A 14,719-nucleotide genomic window follows, 5' to 3' on the forward strand; every position below is an offset into this window, starting at 1 on the left:
CTGGCCTCACGAGGAGGCTTGTGACGGTCCGCCGCCCTTCTGCGTGATGCGCCGCCAGACGATTTCCGTCAGACCCACCGCAATGAGACCGAACGCGCCGCCCGTGATCACGTTGACCACGCGCTCTTCGGCAATTCCGCTTGCCCCTCCCGCGAACGACGCCGCGAGGGCGATGAAGAAGCAGCGCAAGCCAAAGCCCACGATGTAGCGGGAGAATGCGATCAGCGTGAGCGTCGCGCCGAGAACGGCGAGCGCATAGCCGGCGCGACTCTCGGGCAGCGCGACGCCTGCGAGGAAGCCGAGCGGGACGCCGACCAACGCGCCGATGGCGCGCTGCTTCAGCTTTCCGGTGGAGGCCGCGAGATCGCCGACGACGACGCTTGCGGCCGACCACATCACCCATTGCCCCTGGGCCAGATGCAAAGCCTCGACCAGGGCAGCCGCGGCAAATACGGCCATCGCCGTTGCGGCCGCGGGCAGAAACCATTCGGCCGCGGCAGGTCCGAAAGAGGACGGTGTGTGGACAGGGCGGCGCCACCGGTCATAGATCTGGATGCCGCAGACGAGCGCGAGTGCAATCGGGGACGATGCCACGATCACCTCGGCATGACGCAGGGCCTCGGGCGCACTTACCCCCTCGCGCACCTCGCAGGCGAGGTAGACCGCGGGGATGAAGACCCAGTTGCCCAAGGTCCGCAACGCGTTTCCGTAGCGTGTGACCGCCACGGCAAGGAAGCCGGCCAGCGCCGTCAGCGCCACGAACAGCGGCTTGATCGGGGCGGCGAGGAAGAGGGTGACGAAGGTGACGATGATCGCGAGGTAATGCAGCGCGATCGTTCGCGGAGCGAGGTGCAGTTTCAGCGCGGGAATGAGCAGGGACACCGCGACCAGTCCCAAATTCAGCAGCGCCGCCTCACGGAAGAGGAAATAGGCCGCAACGAGCGGGCCGACGACAACCAGCGCTCTGACGATATCGCTGGTCCTGATCTCCCGGAACAGGACGTCGCGCAGGCTTGCAGCGGGCGGGATGGTCGGCGAGCTCACGATGGCACCGGATCGTCAAAGGCGATGCATAGCACGGAAATGGCCGCGGTGACTTTGGCTTCGAACAGTCCGGGGCGCATGCGAGCGCCGTGCCGCACTCTCGCTGTCATCGCCCGGCTTGACCGATGGCCAACCTGTCGGCGATGTGTCCGAACAGGTGTCAGCCATGTCCCCGGACTAAACATCAAGCCGGGGCATGACAGCGGAGAACGAGGAGCTGCCGTTCTCAATGAAGAGTTCTCACCTCTGAATGATCTGCTTCCAGACGTCGCCGAGGATCGCGGGCTCGCGCGGTGGCAGGTAGGTGAGCCCGGCCTGCTTGCCGAACTCGGCTATCTTGCCTTCTGTCATGAGCTCGGTGAGCGCGTTGTTGACGGTGGTCATCAGGATGGGATCGCTGGCAAGCCCGACATAGCCGCGATTGGCGCCGATCGGATAGTAGTAGCCGGACGCGGTGATCGCGGTGTCGGGATGGGCGGCGCGGTAGGCGTCGAAACGGGCGAGATCGAGCAGCGTTGCATCAAAGTCGCCTCGGTCGAGCGCGCCGAGGAGATCGTCGCGGCCGGGTACGAGATGCGTGATGCCGTCGATCAGCCGTCCCTTGTCGAAGCTCATCAAAATGGCGTCGCCCAGCGATCCGCTTTCGATCGCGAGGCGGAGACCTGCGAGATCGCCGATATCACCGATCTTGCGATCGCGAGCCTTCGGACCGAGCACGACCGTCATCGGCGAATAGATGTAGGGCTGGCTCGGTGCGAGCGCGCCCAGCGTAACGCGGCGCCGACGGTCCTCGCGGGTGGCGCCGTCGAAATCCGGAAGCCTTGCAGTCTTCATGCCGGGCACGGCAAGGGAATCGCGGGTCAGTGCATAGCTGCCGACCAGCGCACAGCGCCCGTCCGACAGCAGCGCGTTGGCCTCGAGCTGCGGGCTCGAATCCTCGTCCAGCTTGCTTTCGAACCACTGGATCTGGAGTGGCCGGTCGAGCCGCCGTGCGATCGCCTGCGCCAGCGTCACGTCGAAGCCCGTGCCCGGCTTGCCGCGGTGATGCACGGACAGCGGTGGCCTGTCCTCGTCGAGGCATATTCGCAAGGGATCCGCCGCATTCGCGACCGTCGCGAGAGCCGCAAGCATCGCGGCAAGGCCGAAGGCCCGAAGCCGAATTCTCATGGCCGTCTCCGGCTCGAAATGTAGGCCCAGAGGTCGGTGATGTCGTCCTCGCTGAGGATGTCGCCCCACGGCGGCATCTTGTTGTTCTTGCCGTTCTTCACCGTGGTAACGAAACGCGTCTTGTCGTCAGGGAAGGCGCGCAGGTCCGGCGTGATGGTGCCGGAGTTCATCATGCCGGGACCGTGGCAATGCGAGCATTTTTCGGCGTAGGTCGCCTTGCCGTGGTCGACCTGCGCCTGCACGGGGTTGCCGTTCGGTTCATCCGCGCCGCGGGTGGTTGCTACGGACGCAGCCGCCAGCCCCGCGACGGCGGCGAAAGTCGCCGCCGTCCTGATCAAAGTGTCTTTCCGCACGTCGACCCCGTGGTTATTGCTTGATTGCGAAAACCCACAGGGAGCCGCCGGGCGGCACCTTGGCGAGCCGCTCGTCGCCGGAGAACAGCGAGTAGACGCCGCCATAACCGCTCGCCACCGCGACATACTGCACGCCGTCCTGCTGCCAGGTCACCGGCTGTCCCTCGATGCCGGAGCCGGTCTGGAACTGCCAGAGCTTCTTGCCGGTGTCGGCGTCGAAGGCTTCGAACTCACCAGTCAACGCGCCCGAGAACACGACGCCGCCCGCGGTCGACAAGACACCCGAGAAGCGCGGGATGTCGCTTGCCGCTTCCCACTTCGACTTGCCGGTCAAGGGATCGATCGCCTTGAGATGGCCGCGCGGGCCGTCACCGAACTCCCAGGGATCGGTGAGGTCCATGCCGAGATACCATTCACCCTGCTTGAAGGTGACCGGCTCGGACTTGTACTTGCCGCCGAAGTTGAGCGTGTTGGCATAGGCAAGGCCGGTCTGCGGATTGAACGACATCGGCTCCCAGTTCTTGCCGCCGAGGATCGACGGATAGACCGTGACCTTCTTGCCCTCGCGCGCATCCTTCACAACATCGGTCTCGATCGGCCTGCCGGTCTTCATGTCGACGCCGGTGGCCCAGTTGACATTCACGTAAGGATTGGCCGCGAGCAGTTTGCCGTTGGTGCGGTCGAGCACGTAGAAGAAGCCGTTGCGGTTGGCGTCCATCAGCACCTTGGTCGGCTTGCCCTCGACGTTCATGTCGGCGAGCACCATTTCGGCGACCGCGTCATAGTCGAACGGATTGTTCGGCGAGAACTGGTAGTGCCACTTGATCTTGCCGGTCTTGGGATCCATCGCCAACACCGAGCAGGTGTAGAGGTTGTCGCCCGGACGAACCGCCGAGTTGAACGGGCCCGGATTGCCGATGCCCCAATAGACCGTGTTCAGCTCCGGATCGTAGGAGCCGGTGATCCAGGTCGAGCCGCCGCCGAGTTTCCAGGTGTCGCCCTTCCAGGTGTCGCCGCCCGGCTCATCCGGCGAGGGGATCGAATGGGTACGCCAGAGGTGCTTGCCCGTCGCCGGATCCCAGCCGTCGATGAAGCCGCGGGTGCCGAACTCGGCGCCGGAGATGCCGGTGATGACGACGCCGTCGGCGACCAGCGGGGCCACAGTCATCGAGTAGCCTTCCTTGATGTCGGCGGCCTTCTCGCGCCACAGCTCCTTGCCGGTCTTGGCGTCGAGTGCGATCACGTTGGCGTCGAGCGTCGTGCGGAACACCTTGCCGTCGTACAAGGCCGCGCCACGATTGATGATGCCGCAGCAGACGATACGCGGTGTTTCCGCGGGGTACTCGACCTTGGTCTTCCAGATCTGCTTGCCGGTCTTGGCGTCGACCGCCATGGTGGCGTTGTGCGAGGTCACGTAGATCACGCCCTGGTAGACCAGCGGCTGCGATTCCTCGCTGCGATCGTCGTTGAAGCTGTAGTTCCAGACCGGGACGAGGTTCTTGATGGTGTCCTTGTTGATCTGATTCAGCGTCGAGAAACGCTGCAGATTGTAACCCATCCCGTAGTTGAGAACATTCGATGTGTCTGACGCGCCCTTGTTGAGTTGTTCTGTGGTCTGGGCATTCACACCCGTCGACGCAAGCATGACGAGGCTCGCGGCCATCGCAAAGCGTTTCATCCGTTCCTCCCAATGTGCGCGCCTTTTGACGCTGCGATCGCAACACTCTGATGGAACGCAAAATGCGTCAATACGAAAGTCGTAACCACGCTGATGAATTGTTGGACGCCAGTTACTCCTGGTAAACTGCTTGCCATTCCGCACTGCATACAAGAACGCGAGCGAGAAATTCCGCAGCACGAAGATTGCCCGCCATGCGTTGCCAGCTTTGCGTGTTCACCACGAGGCGCGTAGAGTTCGAACCATGGCCCGGCTGGCGACTTGTTTCGATTCCATGGGCGAGCCGGGACGCTCGAGCAGGGAGGGTTTCAATGATATCGCGTCGATCCATCGCATTCGCAGTTGCAGGCACGTTGCTCGGTGGTCCGGCCTGGTCGGCATCCCCAAACGCCATCAAGATGCTCGACACGGACAATGACGGCACGCTCGATCTCGCCGAGGTGAAGAAGGCCGCAACTGCGGTGTTCGCCAAGCTCGATCCCGATCATGACGGCACGCTCGACGCGCGCGAGCTGCGCGGACGGTTGACCGCCAAGGAGCTCGCAGCGGCCGATCCGGATCACGACGGAACGCTGACACTGGACGAATATCTCGCCGTCGTGGAGCAGCGCTTCAACGCCGCCAACCCCGACAAGGATGGCACGCTCGACGCCAAGGAGCTGAAGTCGCCCGCGGGACGTGCTCTGCTACGGCTCCTCAAATGAGCGTCTGATTGCGGCTTCAGGCTTGCGTCTAGTTCGTCAGTGCGTTCGGGCAGGCGATCGGACGCGGCCTTGCGCCGCGCTTCTCGGGCGGCACATTGCAATCATCGATCCGCTGTTCATCCGTCCATTTCGGGCCGAGCCGCTCCTTGCCAGTGAGAGTTGCCTTGCTGGTCTGCGTTGTCGTCGTGCCCGGTGGCGGCGCGGATCGCTCATCGCGACGCTCACCAGCAATCGCCCGATATGCAAGGCTCGCAACGAGCAGTGAAATCAGGAATCGTCCGCGGAACGTGGCCATGAATCCCTCCGAGATCCCTTTCATTGGTGCGACTACATCGCAATCAATTCTGTCCCGCCACCCGGAACCTGGGACGCGCCGACCTGTTTCTCCCGCGACATCCCGCATCGCGCCGGGGCAGCGCAGCGGGGAGGAGAGGAGATCGAGATGAACACCAAACGCCTGATTTTGACTGCATGCTCCATCGTGGCCCTGAGTGTCGGCAGCGCGATCGCGGGTCCCTGCAACACCGGCAACGCATCCACCGACAAGGACGCAGGCTCGGGTCCAGTCACCGTCGGCTCGGCGCAGCAGTCGCAAGGCTCTGCGAATGATACGAGTCAGCATCCGCCGACCAGCACGATGAATCGCGCCAGCGGTGAAACGGCGGCGTCGTCGGAAGATGCGCAGCGGCAGATGCAGAGCCAGCCGACTGCGGCACAGCGCGCGGAAGGCGCAAAGGCCAATCCGCAAAAAGCCGACAAGGGTTGTTGAGGATGTGCTGACACCGGCCGACATCGTGTCGGGAAAATCTCCCGGCGCATCGGATTCGGGAAGGCCTCCCGATGCATCGCACAAGGCTGCCTGCGCGTTTGCCCAAAAGTGAAGGCGTTTTGCCCGAGAGAGAACTAGGTTTGCGAAGAATCGAACAAGTGATGTTCAGCGCGCGATTACAGGCTTGCGTGATCGGCGATGCAGCCCTAGGTTTTGCCTCGCGCGATGTCGCGCTCAATACCTTGGGAGACCCCGAATGGCTTGGAAAGCTCCGAAGATCGTGGAAGTGTCGGTCGGCATGGAAATCAACATGTACGCCTGCGCTTCGCGCAAGTAAGACCATCCTGACGACCTGCCGCGGCTTCAACGGTCAACACCGTTGAAGCCGTGGCAGTGTCAGCAAGCCCCGATGTTTCGACGCATGTCGAATTGATCGCTCTCCTCCCTGAAGTCGTCACTCTCCTCTGAAGTCTCTTGGCCTGAAGCCACACCCGGGCCGGCTTTGACGATCACGCTCCAAAATCTCGACTCAACCGTCGCCGCAGTGTGTTACGCTGCCGCTTGGTCAGCGCTGTTGCCGCTTTTGGAGCGGCGCGCGCTTGCAGGAGCGGGGATGCGGCGAATTGCACATGGGGTTTTGATTGTCGTCGCATGCGCTATCGCGCTCGCGCCGCTCTGCACGCACGCCGAGGAGGGTTTTGATACCGAGCACATCTTCGGCTTCATGATCGGATCGGATGTCGGCAATCCCGGCGAGCGCGAATTCCAGAGCCAGACCACGGGGCGGTTCGGCAAAGGCGGCGGGACGTACCGCGCGGTCGGTCAGGAGGTCGAGATCGAGCTGGTGCCGCTGCCGAACTTCCGCGTCGAGATTGGCAGCAGCGTCGCACTGCACGACATCACCGGGGTCCCCGATATCAACGATCGCCGTCAGCTCAATTTTCAGGGATTTTCGCTCGACCTGCGCTATCGCCTGCTCGATCGCGAGAACGCGCCATTCGGGATGACCATCGCCGCGGAAAGCCATGGCGAGCGCATCGATGAAATGACGGGCGCGAAGGCGCGCAGCTACGGCACCGACTTCACCCTCGCATTCGACCGCGAGATCATTCCCAATTTCGCGATCGGCGCGCTCAACCTGATCTATCAGCCGGAATGGACGCGGTTCGAGATTCCCGACATATCCGACAAGAACTCCACCATCGGTGCGGCGTTCGCCGGCATGGTGCGTGTGCATCCGAACATCCTGCTCGGCGGCGAGTTGCGTTACTTCCGGCAGTATGAGGGCATCGGGCTCGGCGACCTCGCCGGCCAGGCGCTGTTCGTCGGCCCAACCGCCTATTTTCAGCTTTCGGAGCGCTCGCGCCTGACGGCGAGTTGGAGCGCGCAGGTGTGGGGACGTCCCGCGGGGACGGGCGCCAATCTCGACCTCGTCAATTTCGAGCGCCACCAGGCGCGATTGGTGTTCGGTGTCAACTTCTAGACTTGGACCGAAGCACGTCCACATGGGAGGTGCGCCTCTCCCCCATGCAAGGGAGAAGGAGCGAGGGAGGGTTCCGCGCTGCATTCTCACGCCGGTTTGAAACTTCCGGCTGCGTCGGACGTAGCCCTTATGCTATCTCTTGGCGACTATGAGGGCTTTCAGACATGAATCCGATTGATCTGATTGTGACTGTCTGTGCGGTGCTCTCGCCGGCCACCTGCGAGGAGCAGCATCTGGTGTTCGCCTATGGCGGGTCGCCAGCGCAATGTGCGATGGCGGCGCCGCCCTATATCGCGCAATGGGTCGGCGAGCACCCGAAGTGGCAGGCCGTGCGATGGCGCTGCGAGTATCCGCACAGCAACGACAAGGCGGATGCGGGCGGAGCAAAGCCCTTCGCCTGAGCTGCCACGCTATTTGGTGCAGTCCTTCAGGTCCTTGTCGGCGATCGAGAACACCGCGTCCGCCCTGATCTCGATATCGCGCACGACGCAACTCCGCGAATTGGGATAGCTGACCTTGGCATCGTAGCGACCGGGCTCGACGCCGGTGATGCGGAGCCGCTCGTCGTGGTCGACCTCCTTGTCCTTGTCGTTCAAGGTCTGGTTCGGCCCCCATTCGGTCTTGCCGGCCGGCGAGAGCTGGAAGCCCGAGATGGTCTCCGAGGTCAGATTCCAGAGCCGGATGCCTTTGCCCTTACCCTGCGCGGCGGCCTCGCCGGCATATGCCACCACCACGATCAAAGCCAGACACCAACGCATCATCAGCCGCTCCTCCCGGTTGCCGTCATTCTCTGATGACGCGCTCGACGTTCCTTGCCTTGTCGAAATTCTTCGCACGGTCAAGCCCGATCGGTGCGATCAGCCTGGTCGAGACGAGATCGGCGCCCTCGAAATCCGTGCCGATGACGGTTGCGCCGCTGAGATCCGCGCCGCCGAGCTGGGCGCCTTTGAGCGAAGCGCCGGTGAGGTCGGCGCCCTTGAGCACGGCGAATTCGAGATCGGCGCGCGAGAGGTCGGCGTTGCGTGCGTTCAGCCCCGAAAGCTTCGCGGAGCGCAGCACGGTTCGCATCAGCCCCATCGACTGGTTGCGCATATCGGCGCCGAGCTGCGCGTCCGCGATGGACGCACCAATCAGGCTTGCACCGGAAAGGTCGGCGGCGATGCGCGCCCCGGTCAGATCGGTGCCATCGAGACGGGCGCGCGCCATCTGGGAGGCGAACAGATTGGCGCCCTTCAGGCTTGCTCCGGTGAGGTCGGCCTCCAGCAGCCAGGCCTGGTCGAGAATGGCGCGATCGAGCCGTGTGCCGACGAGTTTCGCCTTGTTGAGCCGAGCCGCGCGGAAGATGGCGCCGGAGAGGTCAAGCCCCGAGAGATCGAGGCCCGACAGCCGCTTACCGGTGAAATCGGCCGGCGCGGTTGCGCTCGCCTTGGCCAGCACGGCTTCGACCTCCGGCCGGCTCATCTCGGCCGAGACCATCGCGGGCGAGGTGAGGTCGACGTCGCGCATCATGTCCTGCGCGGTTGCCGCAGGCGCGAGGAGCGCGAGGCCGAACGTCGTCAGGACAATCGTTGCCTTCATCATCAGGCTCCGCTTCACGCCTGTCTAGCACGCGGGCGGTGCGGCCGCCTATGAGGCATCGCGCCCGGCGCGCTCACCTTGCGTTCGCCGCGCGAGGCCGGCCTTGATCGCGGCGATCTCGGCCTCGCCCCGCGCGCCACGGGGGATCCCGATGGGCACCTCGGCCAGCATCCGCGCAGGCCGCGGCGACAGGAAGAACAGGCGGTCGCCGAGGCGCACCGCATCGTCCAGGCTGTGCGTGACCAGGAGTGTCATCACCGGCCGGCTTGCGACCAGCGTGGCGATCTCCTCGCGCAAGCGGCGGGCCAGCGCGTCGTCGAGCGAGGCCAGGGGTTCGTCGAGCACCAGCAGGTCGGGCTCGACGGCGAAAGCGCGGGCGAGCGCGACGCGACGCGCAAGCCCGAGCGACAATTCGCCGGGATAGTGGCTGCGATGGGCTTCCAGCTCGAGGATCTTGAACAGTTCGGAAAGCTTGACGTCGTCGACCTCGGGCGCCGCCAGCCGCACGTTCTGCTCGACCGAGCGCCACGGCAACAACCGCGGCTCCTGGAACACCATGCCGATGCGCGCGTTCGGCGGGCGCCGGATGTCGCCCTGGAAATCGCGGTCGAGACCCAGGATGATGCGCAGCATCGTGCTCTTGCCGCAGCCGGACGGGCCGACGAGGACGCCGACCTCGCCGGCACCGAGCGAGAACTTGACCGGCGCGAGCACCTCGTGCGTGCCGCCCGCCACGCTCGTGAAGGTCTTGCCTAAAATGTCGACTTCAAGCCGCACGGGGCCGCCACCGGGTTGAGCGGATTTCAAACGGCTGCACCAGCAGGGTTTCGATGACGAGCACGACGGCCGCAAAGCTCAGCGAATAGGCGAGCAGGCGCGGGGTGTCGAAAAGCTGGAAGGCGACGCCGATCTCGAAGCCGACGCCATTCGGCCGTCCCAGGAGTTCGGCGACCAGCACGATCTTCCAGACCAGCGACAGGCCGGAGCGCGCGGCAGCGGCGACAAAGGGCGCAAGCTGCGGCAGCACGACATGACGAAAGGTGCGCCAGCGCGACATCGCAAACACCGTCGCCATCTCGTCGAGCGAGCGGTCGAGCGCCCGGGTGCCCTCGCGCAGGGTGACGACCGCGGTCGGCAGCTTGTTGATGGCGATCGCCGCGATCGCGGCGGCTTCGGTAAGGCCAGCCCAGATATAGGCCAGCACGATCACGACCAGCGCGGGCAGGTTGAGCAGCAGGATCAGCCAGGGATCGCCGAGCCGGTCGGCGAGCCTGTTGCGGCCCATGAGATAACCGATCGCGCTGCCGAGCGACATCGCCAGCACGAACGCCAGCGTGACGCGCGCCAGCGTCGCGCCGAGATGCAGGAACAGCGCGCCAGAGCTCGCTTCCGCGATCATCACGTTGAGCACTGCAGGCGGCGAGGGTAGCTTTGCGCCGCCGACGAACAGCGCCGCGATCCACCAGATCGCGAGGAATAGGGCAAACGAGACGAGACGCAGCAACGTCAGTCTCCGCCTGGTGCATGATAGAAGGTCCCGGGATCGAGCTCCGGTGCCGGCCCGACCAGCTCGCGGCCGCCGACCTCGGCGAGCACGCGATAGAGCACGCGCGCATCGGCCTCTTCGTCATCGATGCTCCGGTGTGGGATACCGTCGCGATAACGGCTGCGATAGGCCTGGAGCAGGACGGGATCGCTGGTGCCGGTCAGCGGCGCGACCTTCTCCCATGCCGCATCCGAGGTCGTCAGCAGCTCCTTGGCCTTGCGCGTCATCGCGATGAAGCGCGCCAACAGGTCGCGATGGCTCGCGGCCCAGCCTTCGTCGAAGACGTAACCGACTGCGGCGACCGGTCCCTTGGCGCCAAGCTTCGGCAAGATCTCCTCGATGCCGGCGAGGCGACGAAAGCCCTTGGCCTCGAGCTGGGCGCAGAAATTCCAGAAATTGAGACTCGCATCCATCTCCTCGTCGAGCGCCTTGGCGGCGAGCAGCGGCGGCGCGCCATAGACGATGCTCGCGTCCGATTTGAGATCGATGCCGTCCTGCTTCATCCGCGCCTGTAGCAGCAGCCAGCTTTTGTCGATGGCGCCGCCGGCGACGCCGAGCTTGCGGCCCTTCAGATCCGCAAGCGTCTTGATCGGCGAGGTGGCCGGCACCATCACCGCGCCGAGCGCGCTCGAATAGGGATAGAAGGTGAGCTTGGCGCCGAGCGCGCGCTCACGTGATACCCATAGCCAGTCCGACAGCATGATGTCGGCATTGCCGGCGCGCATCGCGATCTTGCCGGCCTCGGTGCTCGCAAGCTCGGTAACCTCGAGCGAGAGATTGGCGGCCTTGTCGAGGCCCTGGTCGCGGATCGCAGACAGTTCCCAGGAGAATGTCCCGGTTTTCTGCACCGCGAGGCGGATTGTGTCCGCAGCATGGCTGGTCCCGCCTTGCGTCAGCGCGAGAGCAATCGATACGGCCAATATTCGAACCAGGCGTCCCATCACTTCCAGGCCATTTCCTTAAGACGCGTGCTTTTCAGAACAATAGGCATAGCATAGTTTCCATCGCAACCACGGGAGGACGGAGATGATCTCAGCACGACAGCTACGACCGATTGTCGCCGCTCTGGCCGTGCTAGCCGCCACCGCGATGGCCGCGCGGGCCGAAGAGGCCAATGATTATCCGACCGCGGCGCGTGCCGAATACGTCTATGGTTGTATGAAGGCCAATGGTGAGACCCGGCAGGCGATCGAACAATGCTCCTGCTCGATCGACGTCGTCGCCTCGATCGTGCCCTATGAACGATATGTCACCGCCGAAACCGCGCTCAGCATGTCGCAGGTACGTGGAAACCTCGGCACTCAGTTTCGCACCTCCGAGCAGGCGACATCAGCCGTCAACGATTTGAGGCGCGCCCAGGCCGAAGCCGAGGTGAGGTGTTTTTAGTTCTAGAGCAGATGCGTACCGTAGTCGTCATGCCCGGGCTTGTCCCGGGCATTCACGTTCTCTGTGCCGTGAGGTAAGGCGTGGATGGCCGGGACAAGCCCGGCCATGACGAGAGGCGGGTTCGGCGTCCCGTAATGGGCCAATCACATCCCCGGCTTCTCGACATCCCATTCGTTCCGGAACACGTGCCCGTCCGTATCCGTCGCCTCGGCGCGAAAATGCTTTGCGCCGTTGGAGACGTAGGTGAAGCGGATGTTGGGATCTTCCGAGATCGAGATGCCGCCTTCCACCGCCAGCACGAGGCTGTCGTCCTGCCAGAGCCCGAGCTGGTTGACGAAGAAGGCGGGAATGTAGAGTTGCGTGACCTGATCCATCTGCAAGCCGGAATTGTTGGGATGGCCGATCATGATCTGTGCCTCGCGGATCCGGCTGGCGGGCGCTTCGTCCGCTCGCGCGAATTGCCGGTAGCGCATCTGGCCGAGCCGGTTTTTGGCTTCCTCGGCGTTCTTCGCCGCCGGTGCGGAGCAGCCGCCGGACGCTTTCACATAGGTCTTGCTCACGTAGAGCTGCCCGTCGCTGAGCTCGGCGACCGCATGGACGTCGGTATAGTTGTTGACGCGCACGCGCGTTGAGATCTCCGACACGTTGGCATCTGGCCCGAGCTCGAACTTCGCGGCCATCGGTGCCGGGTTGCGGTCGATCACCAGCGTGATCGCGCGGATGCGCCTGTTGTCGCCGGGCGAAAGCTTTGCGCGCAGCGTGACCGGCACGATGGCCGCGTCTTCCGCCCGATATGGCATCTCGATGCCGATGACGTCATTGCCGTCGTTCATCGGACGGTTGTTGAAGATGTCCTGCACGAGACCCGGCCAGGGATCATAAGCCTCTTCCGTGCGCGCAGGCGGTGCCGCGAGGGCCATGCCGAGCAGTGCGGCCGCAAAGGTCAGGCAAAGCGAATGTTTGATCATGCGCGCGGCTCTCGCAGTGACGAAGCAGGGCGGCAGCGTAGCGCTCCTGCTACTCCCATTCAATTTCCGAAAATGCTGCGGTTGCGTTGCGGGCATTGTAGTCGTCGAACAATTGCCAGCGCCCACGCTCGCTTGCGCCCGCCTTGTCCGCTGCCGCCCTGATCGACTCGCCTTTTTGGTTGAGCGAGCGGACGTCGGCGAGCAGGGTTTCGAGATAACGACGCTCGTCGGCGAGCGCTGCGGGCCAGTCGCTCACGGGACCGTGACCGGGAACGACGCGCTGCGCGGGCAGGTTTTCGACCTGCCCAAGCACCGCGAGCCACCCGCGGATGCTGCCGTCCATCACGGGAACATGGCGCAGGAAGACGAGATCGCCGGCAAACAGCGTTTTGCTCGCCTCGTCCAACACCGTCAGGTCGTTGTCGCTGTGCGCAGCCGGCCACGCCTTCAGGATGAGACTGCGCGACCCCAGGTCGAGCCGCAGCGTATCGGTGACGAGCAGCGTCGGCGGCACGATTTTGACGGGATCGATCAGCTCGCTGCCCATGGTCCGGCGGAAACTGTCCAGATAAAACGGCCCGCGTGTTGCAAGCGCCTGCGGGAGTTTCGCATGGCCGACGAAGATCGTGCCGTCGCGCGCGAAGGCCATGTTGCCGAAGACGTGGTCGGGATGGCCGTGGGTGTTGATGACGTAGCGGATCGGCTTGTCGGTCTGCGCCCGCACGGCGGCGACGAGTGCTTCGCCCTCGCGGACGCTGCCGCCGGTGTCGATCACCGCGACCGCGTCCTTGCCGATGATGAAGCCGACATTGGCGATGGCGCCCTCGTTCTCGGAATTCATCAGGGCAATTGACCCGGCGTGCACGAAAATTCCGGGGGCGACTTCGCTCACAGGCAATTCAGGTGGGGTTGCGCGTGCTAGCGTCGACAGCCCCAACAGGGCTAGCACCGCGATCAGCCGAGCGACATGCGCCATCTTTACGCCTCAGTTCCGAACATCGCGCGGCGTTGCACTGCAACAAGTCGAGTCATCAAGCGAAGTCACCCAGAAACTTCGCCAACCATGGCGCGTAAAGTGATCCATGGATAGCATTCAATCAAGAAACCAGGAGGAAGCGCGATGACGGAGGCCGGACGACATCGTCGCTGGTTGTTTTCGCTGTTGGCGATTGCTGCACTATCTGTCGCTGGTGGCGTCGCGCGTGCGCAGACCACTGACAGCGGCGATCTCTCGTTCGAATTGGTCGATCCCAAAGTGCTGCGCGTCTGCGCCGATCCGCGCAACCTGCCTTTTTCAAATGAGAAAGGCGAAGGTTTCGAGAACAAGCTCGCGGAATTCTTCGCCGAGAAACTCCAGAAGAAGCTCGACTACGTCTTCTTCCCGCAGGCGACGGGTTTCGTGCGCATGACGCTGGGCGCGCATCGCTGCGACGTCATCATGGGCTTTCCGCAAGGTGACGATCTCGTCCAGGGCACCAATCCCTATTACCGGACCTCCTATGCGCTCGTCGCCAAGCCTGGCAGCGGGCTCGAGGACGTCGATACGCTCGAGGACGAGCGGCTGAAGGGCAAGCATATCGGCATCATCGCGGGCACCCCGCCGGCGACCAACATGGCGATCGCGGGCCTGATGGCGAACGCAAAGCCCTATCCGTTGATGATTGACACGCGCTTCGACAATTCGGCGCAGGCGATGGTTGACGATCTCACTGCCGGCACGATCGACGCCGGCGTGTTGTGGGGCCCGATGGCCGGCTTCTACGCCAAGAAGGCCGCGCAGCCGCTCCACGTCACCCCACTGGTGAAGGAAACCACCGGGCCGAAGCTCGTCTATCGCATCGGCATGGGCGTGCGTCCCCCCGACCAGAACTGGAAGCGGCAGCTCAACCGGCTGATCCAGGAGAATCAGGCCGAGATCAACAAGATCCTGGTCGATTTCGGCGTGCCTCTGCTCGATGAGAGTGATCGCCCGCTCGGTGCGGAGACCGCCAAAAAATCGCAATGACGAAATCGCAATGACGAAATCGCCGTGACGAAATCGAC

19 protein-coding genes are annotated in these 14,719 nt (G+C 63.9%); 7 read left to right on the top strand and 12 right to left on the bottom strand.

The window, feature by feature from the left end:
- Window positions 1-6 precede the first annotated feature (6 nt).
- The 4 genes from SO139_RS13010 to SO139_RS13025 form a co-directional block, all read right to left on the bottom strand.
- Window positions 7-1,044, bottom strand: a complete 1,038-nt coding sequence (locus SO139_RS13010; RefSeq protein WP_498540154.1) for an FUSC family protein — start codon at window positions 1,042-1,044, stop codon at window positions 7-9.
- Window positions 1,045-1,284: 240 nt separating this feature from the next.
- A complete protein-coding gene (locus SO139_RS13015; RefSeq protein WP_498540155.1) occupies window positions 1,285-2,211 on the bottom strand; it encodes a substrate-binding periplasmic protein in 927 nt (308 codons plus the stop codon).
- The gene (locus tag SO139_RS13020; protein ID WP_449383459.1) at window positions 2,208-2,564 is read right to left on the bottom strand and encodes a c-type cytochrome; all 357 of its coding nucleotides are present in this window, start codon (window positions 2,562-2,564) and stop codon (window positions 2,208-2,210) included. The genes SO139_RS13015 and SO139_RS13020 overlap by 4 nt, the downstream gene beginning before the upstream one ends.
- A 13-nt stretch (window positions 2,565-2,577) precedes the next feature.
- Window positions 2,578-4,242 carry a methanol/ethanol family PQQ-dependent dehydrogenase gene (locus SO139_RS13025; protein ID WP_474798262.1) on the bottom strand — a complete coding sequence of 555 codons (1,665 nt, stop codon included), beginning with the start codon at window positions 4,240-4,242 and terminating at the stop codon, window positions 2,578-2,580.
- 311 nt (window positions 4,243-4,553) lie between these two features.
- Between SO139_RS13025 and lanM the strand changes: the two genes are divergently transcribed.
- Window positions 4,554-4,946: a lanmodulin LanM gene (gene lanM, locus SO139_RS13030; protein ID WP_449383458.1), complete on the top strand. Its 393-nt coding sequence runs from the start codon at window positions 4,554-4,556 to the stop codon at window positions 4,944-4,946.
- Between the two features lie 28 nt (window positions 4,947-4,974).
- On the opposite strand, the gene SO139_RS13035 is transcribed toward lanM, so the two are convergent.
- Window positions 4,975-5,241 carry a hypothetical protein gene (locus tag SO139_RS13035; protein ID WP_498540156.1) on the bottom strand — a complete coding sequence of 89 codons (267 nt, stop codon included), beginning with the start codon at window positions 5,239-5,241 and terminating at the stop codon, window positions 4,975-4,977.
- Between the two features lie 147 nt (window positions 5,242-5,388).
- Between SO139_RS13035 and SO139_RS13040 the strand changes: the two genes are divergently transcribed.
- From SO139_RS13040 to SO139_RS13055, 4 genes are all read left to right on the top strand, one after another.
- Window positions 5,389-5,715: a hypothetical protein gene (locus tag SO139_RS13040; protein WP_498540157.1), complete on the top strand. Its 327-nt coding sequence runs from the start codon at window positions 5,389-5,391 to the stop codon at window positions 5,713-5,715.
- Between the two features lie 256 nt (window positions 5,716-5,971).
- Window positions 5,972-6,052, top strand: coding sequence for a pyrroloquinoline quinone precursor peptide PqqA (gene pqqA, locus SO139_RS13045; protein ID WP_035663753.1), 81 nt, complete (start codon window positions 5,972-5,974; stop codon window positions 6,050-6,052).
- A 276-nt stretch (window positions 6,053-6,328) separates the two neighbouring features.
- Complete coding sequence (locus tag SO139_RS13050) at window positions 6,329-7,198, top strand: DUF6662 family protein (RefSeq protein WP_498540158.1); 870 nt, start codon at window positions 6,329-6,331, stop codon at window positions 7,196-7,198.
- Between the two features lie 164 nt (window positions 7,199-7,362).
- Entirely contained in the window at window positions 7,363-7,599 is a 237-nt protein-coding gene (locus SO139_RS13055; protein WP_449383454.1) for a hypothetical protein, read from the top strand.
- 9 nt (window positions 7,600-7,608) lie between these two features.
- On the opposite strand, the gene SO139_RS13060 is transcribed toward SO139_RS13055, so the two are convergent.
- Genes SO139_RS13060 through SO139_RS13080 form a run of 5 tightly spaced genes read right to left on the bottom strand, consistent with a single transcriptional unit; the run spans window position 7,609 to window position 11,263 of the window.
- Window positions 7,609-7,956: a hypothetical protein gene (locus SO139_RS13060; RefSeq protein ID WP_449383461.1), complete on the bottom strand. Its 348-nt coding sequence runs from the start codon at window positions 7,954-7,956 to the stop codon at window positions 7,609-7,611.
- A 25-nt stretch (window positions 7,957-7,981) separates the two neighbouring features.
- Window positions 7,982-8,779, bottom strand: a complete 798-nt coding sequence (locus tag SO139_RS13065) for a pentapeptide repeat-containing protein (protein WP_449383453.1) — start codon at window positions 8,777-8,779, stop codon at window positions 7,982-7,984.
- Between the two features lie 45 nt (window positions 8,780-8,824).
- On the bottom strand, window positions 8,825-9,553 hold the full coding sequence (locus tag SO139_RS13070; protein WP_449383452.1) for an ABC transporter ATP-binding protein: 729 nt from the start codon (window positions 9,551-9,553) through the stop codon (window positions 8,825-8,827).
- On the bottom strand, window positions 9,543-10,280 hold the full coding sequence (locus tag SO139_RS13075; protein WP_449383451.1) for an ABC transporter permease: 738 nt from the start codon (window positions 10,278-10,280) through the stop codon (window positions 9,543-9,545). The genes SO139_RS13070 and SO139_RS13075 overlap by 11 nt, the downstream gene beginning before the upstream one ends.
- Window positions 10,281-10,282: 2 nt before the next feature.
- Window positions 10,283-11,263 carry an ABC transporter substrate-binding protein gene (locus tag SO139_RS13080; protein WP_449383450.1) on the bottom strand — a complete coding sequence of 327 codons (981 nt, stop codon included), beginning with the start codon at window positions 11,261-11,263 and terminating at the stop codon, window positions 10,283-10,285.
- Window positions 11,264-11,348: 85 nt separating this feature from the next.
- Here SO139_RS13080 and SO139_RS13085 point away from each other — a divergent pair, with 85 nt between their 5' ends.
- Window positions 11,349-11,708: a hypothetical protein gene (locus tag SO139_RS13085; protein ID WP_254104406.1), complete on the top strand. Its 360-nt coding sequence runs from the start codon at window positions 11,349-11,351 to the stop codon at window positions 11,706-11,708.
- Between the two features lie 143 nt (window positions 11,709-11,851).
- On the opposite strand, the gene SO139_RS13090 is transcribed toward SO139_RS13085, so the two are convergent.
- Together SO139_RS13090 and SO139_RS13095 are read right to left on the bottom strand one after the other, a co-directional pair.
- Window positions 11,852-12,676, bottom strand: a complete 825-nt coding sequence (locus tag SO139_RS13090) for a quinoprotein dehydrogenase-associated SoxYZ-like carrier (protein WP_449383449.1) — start codon at window positions 12,674-12,676, stop codon at window positions 11,852-11,854.
- 49 nt (window positions 12,677-12,725) lie between these two features.
- Window positions 12,726-13,652, bottom strand: a complete 927-nt coding sequence (locus SO139_RS13095; RefSeq protein WP_449383448.1) for a quinoprotein relay system zinc metallohydrolase 2 — start codon at window positions 13,650-13,652, stop codon at window positions 12,726-12,728.
- 144 nt (window positions 13,653-13,796) lie between these two features.
- On the opposite strand from SO139_RS13095, the gene SO139_RS13100 reads away from it, so the two are divergent.
- A complete protein-coding gene (locus tag SO139_RS13100; RefSeq protein ID WP_449383447.1) occupies window positions 13,797-14,681 on the top strand; it encodes a substrate-binding domain-containing protein in 885 nt (294 codons plus the stop codon).
- The last annotated feature ends 38 nt before the right edge of the window (window positions 14,682-14,719 follow it).

Source organism: Bradyrhizobium sp. UFLA05-89 (assembly GCF_059803475.1).